This is a genomic window from Streptomyces gobitricini (assembly GCF_039532985.1).
Taxonomy (GTDB): Bacteria; Actinomycetota; Actinomycetes; order Streptomycetales; family Streptomycetaceae; genus Streptomyces; species Streptomyces gobitricini.
This window is the reverse complement of sequence record NZ_BAAASR010000015.1, coordinates 311212-326628: the sequence shown is the minus strand read 5'-3', so window position 1 is coordinate 326628 and position 15417 is coordinate 311212. Positions and strand designations below refer to the sequence as shown.

Sequence of the window (15417 nt, the reverse complement as noted above, 5' to 3'; positions counted from 1 at the left end):
ACGCCCCCGCCCGCCTCCGTGACGAAGCGAGTCATCGCATGCCTTCCCTCAACGACGCCACCGGCCCCCGCATCCTCTTCGGCGGCGACTACAACCCCGAGCAGTGGCCCGAGGAGACCTGGCCCGAGGACGTGCGGCTCATGAAGCAGGCGGGGGTCAACTCCGTCACGGTCGGGGTGTTCTCCTGGGCGAGGATGGAACCCCGCCCGGGGGAGCGCGACTTCGGCTGGCTGGACCGGCTCATGGACCTGCTGCACCAGCACGGCATCGGAGTCGTCCTCGCCACCCCCACCGCCTCACCGCCGGCCTGGATGGGATCCCTGCACCCCGAAACCCTGCCGCGCGGTGAGGACGGGTCGGTCGTCTGGTACGGATCACGCCAGCACTTCTGCCCCAGCTCGCCCGTCTACCGGACCTACGCGGCCGCGATCACCGAAGACCTCGCCGCGCGCTACGGCGACCACCCCGCCCTCCACATGTGGCACATCAACAACGAGTACTGCACCTTCTGCTGGTGCGACGAGACCGCACGGCACTTCCGCCGCTGGCTGCGCCACAGGTACACCACGATCGACGCGCTCAACGAAGCGTGGGGCACCGCCTTCTGGAGCCAGCGCTACGACACATGGGACCGGATCATCCCCCCACGCAAGGCCCAGTACCTGCGCAACCCCGCCTGCACACTCGACTTCCGGCGCTTCACCTCCGACGCGCTCCTGGAATGCTTCACCGCCGAGCGCGACATCGTCGCCGCACGCACCCCGCACATCCCCGTCACGACCAACTTCATGCCGTTCTGGACCGGCCAGGACGCGTGGAGGTGGGCTCAGGAGGAGGACGTCGTCTCCGTCGACGTCTACCCGGACCCCACCGACCCGCACGCCGGCCAGTACGGGGCGATGATCCAGGACATGACCCGCTCCCAGGCGCGCGGGCCGTGGATGGTGATGGAGCAGGCGGCCGGCGCGGTGAACTTCCGCAGCGTCAACGTACCCAAGCCGCGTGGTCTCGGCCGGCTCTGGTCCCTCCAGTCGGTCGCCCGGGGCGCGGACGCGGTCTGCCACTTCCAGTGGAGGCAGTCGCGACAGGGCGCGGAGAAGTTCCACTCGGCGATGGTCTCGCACGCGGGGGAACACGGCCGTACCTACCAGGAGATCAGGCGGATCGGTGCCGAGCTGTCCCGGCTGGGGGAGCGGGTCGCGGGCACGCACGTCACCTCCGAGGTGGCGATCCTCCACGACTGGCACTCCTGGTGGGCCGACGAGCAGGAGGGCCGGCTCTCCGCGGAGGTGCACTACCCCGCCGTCGTACGCGCCTGGCACCGGGCTCTGTGGGAGGCCGGCGTCACCACCGACTTCGCCCACCCCGAGCACGACCTGAGCCGCTACCGGCTGGTCGTCGTCCCGCACCTCTACCTGCTGAGCGACACCGCCGTCGACAACCTCGTCGCCTGCGTACGCGGCGGAGGGACGCTCGTCTCCGGCTTCATGACCGGTGCCGCGGACCACGACGACCGCATCCGTCCCGGCGGCATGGACGAACGCCTGCGCGACCTGTTCGGCATCCGCCTCGTTCACGAGTGGTGGCCGCTGCCGGCGGGCGAGAAGGTGACGTGCGACGGCCTCCAGACCTTCCGGGGAACCCTCTGGGCGGAAGAGCTCGAGCCGTCCACGGCCGAGACGGTCGCCACCTACCGCGGCGGTGAACTCACCGGTATGCCCGCCGTCCTGCGCAACGGACGTGCCTGGTACGTCTCCACGCTGCCGGAGCCGGCCGCTCTCGGCGCGCTGCTCGCCCGGGTCGCCGACGAGGCGGGCGCACGGCCCGTCCTGGAGGACCGGCCGCCCGGCTTGGAGGCGGTCCGCCGCGGTGACCTGCTCTTCCTGCTCAACCACACCGGGGGGCCGCTCACGGTCACGCTGCCGGGCCGGCACCAGGACGTGCTCACGGGCAGCCGTGTCGACGGGTCGGTCCACCTGGAACGCCACGGCGTGGCGGTCCTGGCGTGAGACACGGGACATGGGAGCCACACCCCGCCGGACGGTGGGAGGACGCCTTCCTCAGCGGCAACGGCCGGCACGGCGCCATGGTGTACGGCGACCCCGCCGACGAGCGCGTCATCGTCAACCACCACACCCTGGTCCGGCCCAACGGCAGCGAGGACGCGCGCCCACCGGCTCTCGCCGCCGAACTCCCCGCTCTGCGGGCCGCCCTGCTGGCGGGCGACGTCACGGCGGCGGAGCGCTTCGGAGCGGGCTACCCGCACCTGTGGGTCCAGCCCTTCCACCCCGCCTTCCAGGTCCGGGTACGGCGCGCGGGGGCGAGGACCGAGGAGAACTACCGCAGGCGGGTGGACTTCACCACGGGAATCGTGAGCGCCGTGACCGACGACTGGCGCAGCGATGTCTTCGTCTCCCGCGCCGACGACGTGATCGTTCACCGGATGACCGCCCGGCCGGGCGGCCTGAGCGCCGACGTCCGCCTGGACGAGCGGCTGGCCGGGCTGCCCGGCGGGCTGCGCTTCTCCCGCTCGGCCGGGTGCGAGAAGGGTGAGCACCACAGCGCCCGGGCCGTGCTGAGCCTGCGCACCGAGTACGCGAACGGACGGACCGCCTTCACGGGGACGACCTTCGTGGCCGTCACCGGCGGCCGCGCGGAGGCGGCCGACGCCAGCCTGCGGGTGACGGGGGCCTCCGCGATGCTGCTGCTGACCCGGGTCGAGCGGCACCCCGCCGGGGACGACCCCGCGACGGCGCACCGGGACGCACTGCGCGCGCTGCTCATGGCGGACCCGGCCCGCCCCGGCCGTCCCGCCGTCCCGGCCCCGCAGGACGCCACCGCCACGACGTACGCGCGGCTTCTCGCCCCTCACCTCGCGGAGCACCGCGACGCCTACCTGCGAGCCGGACTCACCCTGACGACGGACCCCGACGAGAGGGAGCTCCCCGGCAGCGTGCTGCTCCGCCGACCGACCAGCCCGGCACTCGTCGAACGGCTCTTCCACGCGGGCCGCTATCACCTGCTGTCGTCCAGCGGCATGCTGCCGCCTCGCCTCACCGGCCTCTGGACGGGCGACTGGGACACCGCCTGGTCCGGCGCCTTCACCACCAACGCCAACCTCAACCTGCAGGTGTCGTCCGCCGCCGCCGGGGCCCTGCCCGAGGTCTCCCGGGCCCACGCGGAACTGGTGCGCGGCCAGCTGGCCGACTGGCGCGACAACGCCCGCGAGATCTTCGGCGCCCGTGGCATCGTCGCACCGTCCCACACCGACGGGGAGAGCGGACACACCCGCCACTTCGAACGCGCCTACCCTCTGCATCTGTGGACCGCGGGCGCCGACTGGCTGCTCCACCCCCTGGTCGACGAAGTCCTCACCAGCGGCCGGCCCGACCCCTGGCTGCCCTCCGTCCTCGTCGAGGCCGCGCTGTTCTACGAGGACTTCCTCGTCAGCACCGGCCCGGACGGCCCCGTCACGGTGGTCCCCTCGTACTCGCCCGAGAACCGTCCCGCCAACGCGAGCTGGGGCACCGTCGACGCCACCATGGACATCGCCGCGGCCCGGCACGCCCTGACCACCGCCGCCGCGTTCCACCCCGGCCACCCGCGCGCCCCGCACTGGCGGGCCCTCGCCGACCGGCTGCCCCCCTACCGCGTCAACGAGGACGGGGCCCTGGCCGAATGGGCACACGCCGGGCTGGAGGACACCTACGACCACCGGCACATCAGCCACCTGTACCCGGTGTGGCCGCTCGACGACATCAACCCCTACGACACCCCCGCCCTGGCGAGGGCCGCACACCGCGCCCTCCGCCTGCGCGGCACCGAGAACGACTCGGCGCACGGCCACCTGCACACCGCTCTCGTCGCCGCCCGGCTGCGCGACGGACACCTGGCGGGCGGAGCGCTCCACCGGGTGCTGCGCGGCGACTACTTCCACGACTCCCTGATGAGCGCCCACTACCCGGGCCGGGACGTGTACAACGCGGACGCCGCGCACACGCTGCCCGCCGTGATCATCGAATGTCTGGTCCAGTCGACCCCCGACCGGCTGGTACTGCTGCCATCAGTGCCGCCGGGGTGCGCCGAAGGCACCTTGCGCGGCATCCGTACGCGCTTCGGGGCGCGCCTCGACCTGAGCTGGTCCGGGACGCATGCGACCGCCGTGCTCCGTCCCTCGGTCGACCGGACGATCGACGTGGTCGCGGGAAGCGACCACTACCCCCTGACTCTCGTCGCCGACGAGAAGCACGTCCTCTCCATCCCCAGGACGACGTGACCCCCGCCCCCGTGGAAGGGACTCCATGGAACGCACCGCACACGCACTGCCCGCCACGCTCCGGGCATGCCGCCGTTACGCACTCGCGATGACGCTCGCCCTGCTCACCGTCGTCGGTCTCGCGTCGTCACCCGCGCACGCCGCCGCCTGGTACTCCCACGACCGTTGGGGGACCTGGAACAGCGGTGGTTACACCCTCTACAACAACATCTGGGGCCAGGGAGCCGGGCGCCAGACCATCTGGGCCAACTCCCCGGCCGACTGGGGCGTGTGGGCGGACCACCCCGGAACCGGGGGGATCAAGTCCTATCCCAACGCGAAAAAGGTGGTCAACCGGAAGATCAGCGCGCTGACGTCCCTCACCAGCCGCTACGCGGTCACCGTTCCGGCGGCCGGCGCGTACAACACCTCGTACGACATCTGGGACAGCCGTTACGAGCACGAGATCATGCTCTGGGTCAACCGGACCGGCCCCGTCGGGCCGCTCGGCACGAGTGAGGGACGCGTGACTCTCGGCGGTCACACCTGGGACGTCCACCGCGGGCACAACGGCTCCAACGCCGTCTACTCGTTCCTGCGCACCGGTGACTCCACCTCCGGCACCGTGGACATCAAAGCCGTCCTCGACTGGCTCAGGGAGTCCAAGCGCTGGATCGGTGACGTGACCGTCGGCGACGTGCAGTTCGGCTACGAGATCACGTCGTCACCGGGCGGACTTGACTTCGTCACCCGCGACTTCGCCGTCTCCTCGCACTGACCTGCGGGGCGCCGCGGCGCGCCGCGGCGCCCCGTCACCCGCCGACGGGCGCCGGTCCACTGCTCGCCCGTACGACGAGCTCCGGCCGGAGGAGGAAGACCTCGTCGTCCGCGTCCCTCTCGATCTTGGCGATGAGGTGGTCGACGGCGTGACGTGCCATCTCGCGTGCCGGGATGGCGACGGAGGTCAGCCGGACCGAACCCTGGAGAGCCACCTGCTCGGGACAGACGGCGACCACCGAGATGTCCTCGGGTACGGCGCGCCTGTCCTGGCGCAACAGGCTGAGCAGCGGCTCCACCGCCTGCTCGTTCTGTACGACGAAGCCCGTGATGCCGGGGCGTTCGGTGAAGATCTGTCCGAGGGCGCCCGCCATCGCGGCGTAGGTGCCCTCGCACGGCCGGTGGAGCACGCGCAGCCCGAGCTGCCGCGCCCGGGTGCGCAAGCCCTGGATGGTGCGCTCCGCGAAGCCGGTCTTCCGCTCGTACACGGCCGGAGCTTCACCGATCACGGCGATCTCACGGTGTCCCAACTCGGCCAGATGCTCCGCGCACAGCGAACCGGCCTCGCTGAAATCGAGGTCGACGCAGGTGAAACCGGTGGTCTGAGCGGGCAGGCCGATGAGCACCGCGGGACGGCCGCTCTCGCGCAGCAGGGGCAGCCGTGCGTCGTTCAGTTCCACGTCCATCAGGATGACGGCGTCGGCGAGGCCGCTGCCGACCACCCGGCGCACGGCGGCCGGCCCCTCCTCGCCGGTGAGCATCAGGACGTCGAACCCGTGCTCCCGGGCGTTGGTGGCGACGGCGATGGCGATCTCCATCATCACGGGGACGTACATGTCCGTGCGCAACGGCATCATCAGCGCGATGATGTTGGACCGGCTGCTGGCCAGTGCTCTCGCTCCGGCGTTGGGGTGGTAGCCGAGTTCCTTGATGCTGCGCTCCACCCGCTGCTTGGTGACCGCGGAGATGGTTCGCTTGCCGCTGAGGACGTAGCTCACCGTGCTGGCGGAGACTCCGGCATGCTGCGCTACGTCGGCAAGGGTGACCATCGGGATCTCCAGGTGATGAAGCGCTTCGACAGCGCACTTCGCATACAACTCAAGGGCTTATGCACAGTAATCCGGTCAGCTGGCACATGTCCAGAGGAAGTAATCGAAGCGCTTCGACGTGCAGGTTCCGTCCCCGGCCTGCGCGGACCGCCCATCCGGCGCCGGTCCTCCCCATGCCCCCTCCCCATGCCCCCTGAGCGGCGGTGCGGGCGGTGGAGCGAGAGGGCGGGGGCCCCGCACCGGTGGGTCCCGGCGCCTGGGCCGGCCGGCCGGTGCACCGGGGCCCATGCGGCCTGTGCCGACGCGAAGCACCGCACCGCGGCACGGGCCCGGCAGGGACACGGTACTCGCCTGACCGGCAACCGGGTGAGACCGCCCGCGACCGCGACCGGACCGGGAGCAGCGCCTTCTCCGACACGGTCGCGGTCCGCCCGCCTCAGCAGGCCCCGTGTACCGCTCTCGCGTCGTCGGACACGGGCCGGACGCGGGGACGCAGGGACGCGGGTGATGTCACAGCGACCGGCCGTACCTCGTCCTAGGGGTCGAACCCTGGTAGACGGAGGAGAGACACCATGGCCGGGAACACCGAGGTCGTCGTGGTCGGAGGCGGATACGCCGGCGTCATGGCGGCCAATCGCCTGACGCGCCGCGACGACGTGACCGTGACGCTGATCAACCCCCGCCCGCTCTTCGTCGAGCGGCCCCGCCTGCACCAGCGGATGGTCGGGTCCCACGACGCGGTCGTCGAGTACCGGGAGGTCCTGAGCGCGCGCGTCCGGCTGGTGGTCGGTTCCGTGACCCGGATCGACACGGCCGGACGCGGTGTGGCGTTGGCTGCCGACGGCACGATCGACTACGACTACCTGATCTACGCGGTCGGCAGCGGCAGCGCCGACCGCCGGGTGCCCGGCGCGGCGGAGTTCGCCTATCCGGTCGCCACCTTCGAGGAGGTGGAGCGGCTGCGGCCCGTCCTCGCCGCCACGCCCATGACGGATCCGGTGACCGTGGTCGGAGCCGGAACGACCGGTATCGAGACCGCCGCCGAACTGGCGGAGCCCGGCCGGGCCGTGACCCTGGTCTGCGGCGGGGTGCTCGGTCCCTATCTGCACCCGCGGGCACGACGCTCGGTCGCGAGGCGGCTGGCCGGGCTCGGCGTGAGGGTGCTCGACGGGCCCCACGCGAAGGTGACGGCCGTGACGCCCGGTGCCGTGCTGCTCGGCGACGGCCGCGAGCTGCCGAGCAGGGTGACCGTGTGGACCGCCGGGTTCGGTGTGCCGGACCTGGCCGCGCGCAGCGGACTGAGCACCGACGCCCTGGGCCGCCTGCTCACCGACGAGACGCTGACCTGCGTGGACGACGTACGCACCGTGGCGGCGGGCGATGCGGCGGCGCCGTCGGGTCTGCCGCTCCGGATGAGCGCCCAGGCCGCGTTCCATACGGGCGCGCATGCCGCGGACACCGTGCTCAGCCGGATCGCGGGTGAACGACCCCGGCCCATCAGCCTGGGATTCAGTGGCCAGTGCATCAGCCTGGGCCGACGCGCCGGGATCTTCCAGTTCGCCCACGAGGACGACACCGCGAGGGGTTTCCACCTCGGCGGCCGCGCCGGCGCGAAGCTGAAGGAGTTCGCCGGGAAGCACGGCCGCAAGTTGCTGGTGGACGAGGCGCGCAAGCCCGGCTCGCACAGCTGGCCCAAGGACGACAAGCGTCGGCGGCGGCTGGCGCACCGTGGCGATGCACCGGCCACCGCCGAACCGGCGGCCTAGCCGGGAACTCGTCCACGGTCCGGGCGTGTCCCGGCCGTGCGGCCGGCCGGCTCTTCAGCCGAGCGAGGCGAGCAGATCGTTGCACGCCTGCTCGCACCGGCGGCAGGCCTCCGCGCAGGCCCTGCAGTGGTCGTGCATGTCGGCGTGGTTGCCGCACTCGTCCGCGCACGCCTTGCACACCGTGGCACACGCTTGCAGTACCGCTCGTGTGACGTTGGCGTCGTATCCGGTGTGGCGGGACAGGACCGAGGCGGTCGCGTTGCAGATGTCGGCGCAGTCCATGTCGGTGCGGATGCACTTGGTCAGATCACCGACCATGCCTTCGGACAGGCAGGCGTCGGCGCAGGCGGTACACGCCTGTGCGCAGGAGATGCATTCCTCGATGCACTTGGCCAGGGCTTCGCGGTCGATATTGCCGAGATCGGCCGGGTAGGTGGTCAGCATTTCCTTGACTGAGGTGGCCATGGTTCTCCGTCTCCTCGGGTCCGCCGCCGTGACGCGCGCCTGGAGGGCTGCGCCGGGAGCCATCGGCGGCGCGGGGACGGGTATCACGGGCGCGCCCCGCGCAAACGTCCCCGCGCGCGATCGTTCGGCGGGGCGGCGCCCGGGCGCACGTGCCGACCGGGCGTCCGTGTGCGGGCGCCCAAGCCGGACCGCACGCGCCGGACCGCACGTGCCGGGGGGTGGATGGCCGTCACGGGCGGGCGTTCCGTGGTGAGGAGGGCTCCGGAGCTGAGGGGCGTGCCGTTCGAGCTGCGTCACCGTGCCTGTATGCCGAGCTCCCGGGTGGCAGGCCCGGCTCATGCACCGGGCCCTCCTCACCCCCGAGCATTGCACAGTGCAAAGAACAGCGCCAGGGGTCCGATCCGCCTGCCATGGCCGCGACAATGTCGCCGCGTCATCCCGCTACGACGGCCTTACCGCCTCCTCGACCTCCCGGAACGTCTCCCTGTCGACCAGACCCGTGTCTTCCAGGACTTCCATGTGGTCCATGACGGTCTGGTTGGCCTGGCGGGCGTGGCGGCGTATGAGGTCGTTCTGCGTGGCCGCCCGGACTTCGGCGATGGTGGCGAAGATCTTGCCGTGCGAGGCGCGCAGCAGATTGGCGAAGAGGCGGTCGAACTCGGCGCCCCGGGCGTTCTCCAGCCGGCGTACGAACCCTTGCTGCTCCTCGGTCGCCTCGTCGGGCAGGGTGACGCCGAGGATCGCGGCGTCCTCACGGACGAGCTGGTCGAGCTTGCTGTGACCGTCCAGCAGGTGCAGTCCGGCCCGCTTGACGGCTTCGCTGGCGGCGTGCGTCTGGGCGAGCCGTCCGGCCGGGATCTCCCACAGCCCGGCCTGGCGCACCTTCACCAGGAAGACGCTGTCGACCTCCGTCACCGGCTGCGGTTCTGCCGGGCGGTCCCGCGCGGCGGACCCGGCGGAGTCCGAGCCCGCGAGATGGGCGCTGCCGTGCTGTGCGGCGACGGCGGGCTGGCCGGCCGAGGCCTGGTCGGTTCCCGCCCGCACGGCCAGGGCCAGGACCGCGATGGCGGCGCACACCACGGAGATCAGGACAGCCGCGCGGAGCGGGGTGATGGGCCGTACGGCGCGTCGTGTTGGACGCATGGGTGCCTCCCGAGTCGGCAGGGTTCAACGGACATGTCGTCGGGAACTCGTCGTGCGGCTGGCACGGCACGCGCAGGGAGGTACGTGGAAGAGCGCCGTGGCGTTCAGGGCGTGGCGTTAAGGGCGCGGTGACCGGGCGCCGTGGTGTTCAACTCCGCTTCGGACGGCGTGCGGAGGGTCGTGCCTCGGCGTCGGCAGGAGGCAACTGCCTCTCCAGGCGGACGAACGGCAGCTCTCGTCCCACACGCCGGTAGCTCTCCGGGGAACCGTCGGTGGGGAATCCCATCGCGGTGGAGAGCCGCCTCGCCAGGAGGGGGTGGGCCCTGGCGTACCGGACCATGACGCCGGCCCCCTCCTCCGGCGTCAGGAAGCGCGCGGTGACCGGGTGGTAGCGCCTGCCGAGCTGAATCGTCGCCTTCGGCTGGTGCTCGAGATTGCGGTACCAGTCCGCCTGCGCGCCGAAGCCCGAGGCGATGGTCCAGGCGGGCTGTCCCGGCTCCCGGTCGACGACTTCCAGCACCGTCTTACGGGTACGGCCGGTCGTACGGCCGGTGTGGATGAGCAGCAGCAGCCGCCCCGCGAACAGCGGACCGAGCCCGATACGGAACATGGCGACGGGAAGCCGCGACACGTGGCGCTTCCAGCCGTGGGGCCGCCGCGGCCGATCGGACGGGTCGGGCGATGAAGTCATGGAAGTACCTACGGACGGGCCGGACGCACCGGCTGCGGTTCGGTAACAGGATCGCGCCATCATGCTTCACCAGCCAAATTTTTGCATAGGCTAAAGCTCGTGGCCGGTCACGGAGCGGTGCCGGACGGCCGCCGCCCGCCATCACCGCTTGACCGCCGGGGATTCCTTCCTTGCCCGAGCCGATCCCCCGTAACGCCCGTGTGCTGTACGCGTTGCCGCATGCCGTCATGGTGGTCGTGGCGGTGATCGACGTGGTGGCCGGGCCGTCCGTGGGCTTTCTGCCGCTGGTGGCTCTCGGGCCCGCCTTCGCCGGACTGGTGGGCGGATGGCGCAGAACCGCCCTGATCGGCGTGCTCGCCCTGCTGCTCTGCGCGGGACTCGGCCTGTACGACGGGCTCTTCGCCGACCGTCGAGGGCTGACCGCGCTCGCCTCGGTCGCGGGGGTCACGGTGGCGAGCCTGTGGGCGGCGGTGCTGAGGCAGCGGCGTGAGAACGAGCTGGCCCGGATCCGGTCGATCGCCGAGGTCGTGCAGCGGGTGCTGCTGCGACCCGCCCCGCACAGCGCCGGGGGCCTGGACGTAGCCGTCTCGTACACGTCGGCGCTCGCGGAGGCACGTGTCGGCGGTGATCTCTACGAAGTCGTCGACTCCCCGGCAGGCGTACGCGTGATCGTCGGGGACGTCCAGGGCAAGGGCCTGGAGGCGGTGGGAACCGCGGCTCTGCTGCTGGGCGCCTTCCGGGAGGCGGCCCACCTGGAGCCGGACCTGGGAAGCGTGTGCGAGCGGCTGGAGAGAGCGGCCGACCGGGAGTTGCGTGGCGAGAAGTTCGTGACGGCCGTCGTGGCCGAGGTGGGACCGGACCACCGTGTCACCATGGTCAACTACGGTCATCCTTCCCCGCTCATGGTGGACTCCGGCGGATCCGTCACCAGCCTGGACCCGCCCACTCACGCACCGCCCCTGGGCCTCGGGCTGCCCGGCCCCGAACGGCCCGCGGCCCACAGCACCTCGCTCGCGCCGGGGGACCAGCTCCTTCTGTACAGCGACGGCGTGACCGAGGCCCGAGGAGCCGATCGCCGCTTCTACCCCCTGGCCGAGCGATGCGCCTCGCTGCTGCACCCGGACCCGAAGGTCACTCTGACAATGCTGCGGGCCGACCTCATGCGCTACACCGGCAGCCCCCTCCACGACGACGCCGTCATGCTCCTGCTGCGCCGGCCCGGCCCATGAGCCCCGGCCGCACACGGCACGGCCTGCGCACGCGGCACGGTCGTACCCGGCACGGCCGGCAACCATGCCCGGGACCGCGCACGGTAGAAAGGGTGCATGGCCCCTGAACAGCAGCCTCCGGCGACAAGGGATGTGGACGCGGTGACGGGCGCCGTCTTGACGGCGTCCCGGTTGCTCGTGGCCATCTCGGCGCGGTCCCTCGCCTCCGTGGAGGAGAGCGTCACCCTGCCGCAGTTCCGGCTGCTGGTCGTCCTGTCCAGCCAGGGTCCCGCCAAGCTGGTGAGCCTCGCCGAACGGCTGGGCGTCAATCCCTCGACGGCCATGCGCATGGTGGACCGGCTCGTCACCGCCGGGCTCGTCGACCGCCGCGTCAATCCCCGCAACCGGCGTGAGACCATCCTGCAACTCACCGCCGCGGGCGGTGAAGTGGTCGACCACGTCACCGCCGAGCGGCGACAGGAGATCGCCGCAGTGGTGGCCCGTCTCCGGCCCGCTCAGCGAACCGCTCTCGTGTCGGCGCTCACCGCGTTCAACGAAGCGGGCGGAGAACCGGCCGTCGTGGAGACGGGGACCGACCCGTATCCGCTCGGCTGGTCCGACGGCAACGCCTGACCGCGTCCTGCCCTTGCACTCCGCGCCCGCCGTTCCACCGGCGGGCGCGATCCGTCGGCATGCCCGCGCGACCCGGGGCCTCCTCCCGCCCGGGGACGGAAGGAGTCGCGACCCGAAAAAAGGGTAAAACGCCTTTAAAGGGTGAATTCACCCTTTACGGGTGGCTTCGCGGAGTCGTCACGGCCAGGAGGGCGCAATGGATCCATGGCTGATCTGGTTGATCGCCGCAGGGGCGCTTGCCGTGGCCGAGATCTTCACCCTCACCGCCGCGCTCGGAATGCTGGGTGTGGCCGCGCTGGTCACGTCGGGGTTCGCGGCGTTCGGCGGTCCCCTCCTTCCGCAGTTCCTGGTGTTCACCGTCGTCGCCACGGTGAGTCTGCTCTTCGTGCGCCCCATCGCGGTGCGCCACCTGCGCCGGCCCCAGGGTGAACGGTTCGGCGTGGAGGCGCTCGTCGGCAGGGCCGCCTATGTGGTCTCGGAGGTGTCCGGGCTGGGCGGCCGGGTCCGCATCGACGGGGAGGAATGGACGGCTCGGCCCTACGACGAGACGCTCGTCATCCCTCCCGGCACGACCGTCGACGTCATAGAGATCAGCGGAGCCACCGCGCTCGTCTACCCCCGGGAGTGAGTCATGGAAGTCTCGGCGCTGCTCGTGGCAGGCGTGATCGTCGCCGTTATCGCCGTCTTCACCGTGATGCGGGCGGTACGCATCGTGCCTCAGGCGCGCGCCCGCAATGTCGAACGGCTCGGCCGCTACCGCCGCACGCTGAGACCAGGTCTGAACCTCGTCATTCCCTACATCGACCGGGTCTACCCGGTGATCGACTTGCGGGAACAGGTCGTCTCCTTCAGGCCGCAGCCGGTCATCACCGAGGACAACCTCGTCGTCGAGATCGACACCGTCCTGTACTTCCAGGTCACCGACCCACGGGCGGCCGCGTACGAGATCGCCGACTTCCTGCAGGGTGTCGAACAGCTCACCGTCACCACTCTGCGCAACGTCGTCGGATCCATGGACCTGGAGAAGACCCTCACGTCGCGCGACACCATCAACAACCAACTCCGCGGCGTACTGGACGACGCCACCGGCAAATGGGGGCTGAGAGTCAACCGGGTGGAGATCAAGGCCATCGACCCTCCGCAGTCCATCAAGGACGCGATGGAGAAGCAGATGCGTGCCGAGCGCGACAAGCGGGCGGCGATTCTCGGGGCGGAGGGGCAGCGGCAGTCGCAGATCCTCACCGCCGAGGGCGACAAGCAGTCCGCCGTGCTGCGGGCGGAGGGCAACCGCACCGCCGCGATCCTCAAGGCCGAGGGCCAGTCCCAGGCCATCGACGAGGTGTTCCAGGCCGTGCACCGGAACGATCCGGACCCGAAGCTGCTCGCCTACCAGTACATGCAGATGCTGCCCCAGCTCGCCCAGGGGCAGGGCAGCACCTTCTGGGTGATCCCCAGCGAGGTCACGTCCGCGCTGCAGGGGGTGTCGCGCGCCTTCAGCGAGGTGCTGCCCCAGTCACCGGCCACACGCGAGACGCCCGCGGAGGACAAAGCGACCGCCCAGGCGGCCACCGACGCCGCGCAGGCCGCGGAAGCCGCGGCCGAGGCCCTCGCCGACGCGGCCGAGGCCGACACCGGACCACGCCCTCTCTCCGACGGCCGTCAGGGAGCACCGGACCCGGAGTAACCGCCCGTCACCGCCTTGTGTCCGGCGGCTCCCCGCTGTGGGGGCACCGCCGCACACCCGAGGCACCGGCGAACCCCCGCGCACGATGGCCCCGCCCCCGGGCGGCGGCCGCCGGCCGGTGAGAGGCCACGCCGCACCGCCTGACGCCCACATCGCCACGGCGACGCACCACTTCCGGTCCGGAAGCCAGTACCCGTGCCGTCGCCACGGTGCGGCGCAGGGAACGCCGTGCCAACGAGTCGCCGCGCGCCCCTCGCCTGTTACTCACTGGTAAGGAATGATGGCGGGCAACCATCCACACGGCCGGGGCTGAGGTAGCGGTGACGACTTTCGAGGAACGGACCACGGTGCACGCCTTCCGGGACGACGCCCTGGGGGAGCACGACGCCGTCGGTCTCGCCGAGGCGATCCGGCGGCGCGAGGTGGGCGCCGTCGAGGCCGCCCGGGACGCGGCCGAGCGGGTACGGGCGGTCGAGGCGCGGCTCAACGCGGTCCAGGTGCACCTCGACGCTCCGGCGCACGCCACCGGGTCGGACGGCGCCTTCGCCGGAGTGCCGGCCTTCCTCAAGGACAACACCGACTACCTGGGCCTGCCCACCGGCCACGGCAGCACGGCCTTCACCCCCAGGGACGCGCGGCGGCACGCCCCGTTCGCCCGGCAGTTCCTGAGCAGCGGCGTCACGGTGCTGGGCAAGACCCGGCTGCCCGAGTTCGGCTTCAGCCCCACCACCGAGTACGAGGGCGCCGAGCCGGTCCGCAACCCGTGGAACACGGGCTACTCGGCGGGCGGTTCGTCGGGCGGCAGCGCGGCGCTCGTCGCTGCCGGGGCGGTGCCGGTCGCGCACGCCAACGACGGCGGTGGATCGATCCGGATCCCCGCCGCGTGCTGCGGACTCGTCGGCCTCAAGCCGACCCGTGGCAGGGTCCTGGCGAACGCGCAGAGCCGCCAACTGCCGCTGGACATCGTCTCCGACGGCGTCGTGAGCCGCTCGGTGCGGGACACCGCCGCGTTTCTCGCCGCCGCCGAGACGTACTGGCGCAACCCGAAGCTGCCGCCACTGGGCCTGGTCGAAGGCCCTTCGGAACGGCGGTTGCGCATCGGGTTCCTGCTGGACTCGCCGAACGGCGTCCCCGCCGACACCACCACCCGGGCGGCCGTCACGGACACGGTGGCGACACTCGAACGGCTCGGCCACGCCGTGGAACCGGTGGAGCTCGCCCTCGACCCCCGCTTCACCGACGACTTCCTCACCTACTGGGGGCTGTTGTCGTTCCTCATCGGCGCCACGGGCCGGACCCTGGGCGCGAACTTCGACCGGCGCCGCATGGACGGCCTCAGCCAGGGGCTGCGCGAGGAGTACCTGAAGAAATGGCGGCACACCCCCGGCGTGCTGCGCAGGCTGAAGCGTACGAGGGAGGCGTACGCGGCGGCGTTCCGCGGACTCGACCTCGTCCTTTCCCCCGTGCTCGCCCACACCACGCCACCGATCGGTCACCTCAGCCCGGCCGTCCCGTATCCGCGACTGATCGAGCGGATTCTCGCCTACGTCGCGTTCACACCACTCAACAACGTCGTGGGCACCCCGTCGATCTCGGTGCCCACCACCACCACCACGACGGGGGACGGGCTGCCTGTCGGGGTCATGTTCTCCGGCCGGCCCGGCAGCGAACGGACGCTCCTGGAGGTCGCGTTCGCCCTGGAAGCGGACCGGCCCTTCCGGCGCATCCAGGACGTGTGACGTCTCG

At 71.6% G+C, this 15417-nt stretch carries 13 protein-coding genes; 9 read left to right on the top strand and 4 right to left on the bottom strand.

The annotated features are described in order from the left end of the window. Positions 1 to 38: 38 nt before the first annotated feature. Genes ABD347_RS13950 through ABD347_RS13940 form a run of 3 tightly spaced genes read left to right on the top strand, consistent with a single transcriptional unit; the run spans position 39 to position 5033 of the window. Positions 39 to 2009 (top strand): beta-galactosidase, encoded by a 1971-nt coding sequence (locus ABD347_RS13950; RefSeq protein ID WP_344360684.1) that lies wholly within the window; start codon positions 39 to 41, stop codon positions 2007 to 2009. Further along, positions 2006 to 4276 (top strand): glycosyl hydrolase family 95 catalytic domain-containing protein, encoded by a 2271-nt coding sequence (locus tag ABD347_RS13945; RefSeq protein WP_344360683.1) that lies wholly within the window; start codon positions 2006 to 2008, stop codon positions 4274 to 4276. Before ABD347_RS13950 ends, ABD347_RS13945 begins: the two co-directional genes overlap by 4 nt. Positions 4277 to 4301: 25 nt before the next feature. Beyond that, positions 4302 to 5033, top strand: a complete 732-nt coding sequence (locus ABD347_RS13940; RefSeq protein WP_344360680.1) for a glycoside hydrolase family 12 protein — start codon at positions 4302 to 4304, stop codon at positions 5031 to 5033. Between the two features lie 34 nt (positions 5034 to 5067). On the opposite strand, the gene ABD347_RS13935 is transcribed toward ABD347_RS13940, so the two are convergent. Then, on the bottom strand, positions 5068 to 6081 hold the full coding sequence (locus tag ABD347_RS13935; RefSeq protein ID WP_344360679.1) for a LacI family DNA-binding transcriptional regulator: 1014 nt from the start codon (positions 6079 to 6081) through the stop codon (positions 5068 to 5070). Positions 6082 to 6653: 572 nt separating this feature from the next. Between ABD347_RS13935 and ABD347_RS13930 the strand changes: the two genes are divergently transcribed. Then, a complete protein-coding gene (locus ABD347_RS13930; protein ID WP_344360677.1) occupies positions 6654 to 7847 on the top strand; it encodes an NAD(P)/FAD-dependent oxidoreductase in 1194 nt (397 codons plus the stop codon). A gap of 54 nt (positions 7848 to 7901) precedes the next feature. Here ABD347_RS13930 and ABD347_RS13925 read toward each other — a convergent pair whose 3' ends face one another. The 3 genes from ABD347_RS13925 to ABD347_RS13915 form a co-directional block, all read right to left on the bottom strand. Beyond that, a complete protein-coding gene (locus tag ABD347_RS13925; protein WP_344360675.1) occupies positions 7902 to 8312 on the bottom strand; it encodes a four-helix bundle copper-binding protein in 411 nt (136 codons plus the stop codon). A gap of 441 nt (positions 8313 to 8753) precedes the next feature. After that, positions 8754 to 9455: a DUF4142 domain-containing protein gene (locus ABD347_RS13920; protein ID WP_344360672.1), complete on the bottom strand. Its 702-nt coding sequence runs from the start codon at positions 9453 to 9455 to the stop codon at positions 8754 to 8756. Between the two features lie 148 nt (positions 9456 to 9603). After that, on the bottom strand, positions 9604 to 10086 hold the full coding sequence (locus ABD347_RS13915) for a nitroreductase family deazaflavin-dependent oxidoreductase (protein WP_425575652.1): 483 nt from the start codon (positions 10084 to 10086) through the stop codon (positions 9604 to 9606). 230 nt (positions 10087 to 10316) lie between these two features. Here ABD347_RS13915 and ABD347_RS13910 point away from each other — a divergent pair, with 230 nt between their 5' ends. From ABD347_RS13910 to ABD347_RS13890, 5 genes are all read left to right on the top strand, one after another. After that, a complete protein-coding gene (locus ABD347_RS13910) occupies positions 10317 to 11375 on the top strand; it encodes a PP2C family protein-serine/threonine phosphatase (RefSeq protein WP_344360669.1) in 1059 nt (352 codons plus the stop codon). Positions 11376 to 11471: 96 nt separating this feature from the next. Continuing rightward, positions 11472 to 11987, top strand: a complete 516-nt coding sequence (locus ABD347_RS13905; protein ID WP_344360666.1) for a MarR family winged helix-turn-helix transcriptional regulator — start codon at positions 11472 to 11474, stop codon at positions 11985 to 11987. A 196-nt stretch (positions 11988 to 12183) separates the two neighbouring features. After that, positions 12184 to 12615, top strand: coding sequence for an NfeD family protein (locus tag ABD347_RS13900; RefSeq protein ID WP_344360664.1), 432 nt, complete (start codon positions 12184 to 12186; stop codon positions 12613 to 12615). Between the two features lie 3 nt (positions 12616 to 12618). Then, on the top strand, positions 12619 to 13671 hold the full coding sequence (locus ABD347_RS13895) for an SPFH domain-containing protein (RefSeq protein ID WP_344360663.1): 1053 nt from the start codon (positions 12619 to 12621) through the stop codon (positions 13669 to 13671). A gap of 320 nt (positions 13672 to 13991) precedes the next feature. Beyond that, on the top strand, positions 13992 to 15410 hold the full coding sequence (locus ABD347_RS13890) for an amidase (protein ID WP_344360662.1): 1419 nt from the start codon (positions 13992 to 13994) through the stop codon (positions 15408 to 15410). Positions 15411 to 15417 lie beyond the last annotated feature (7 nt).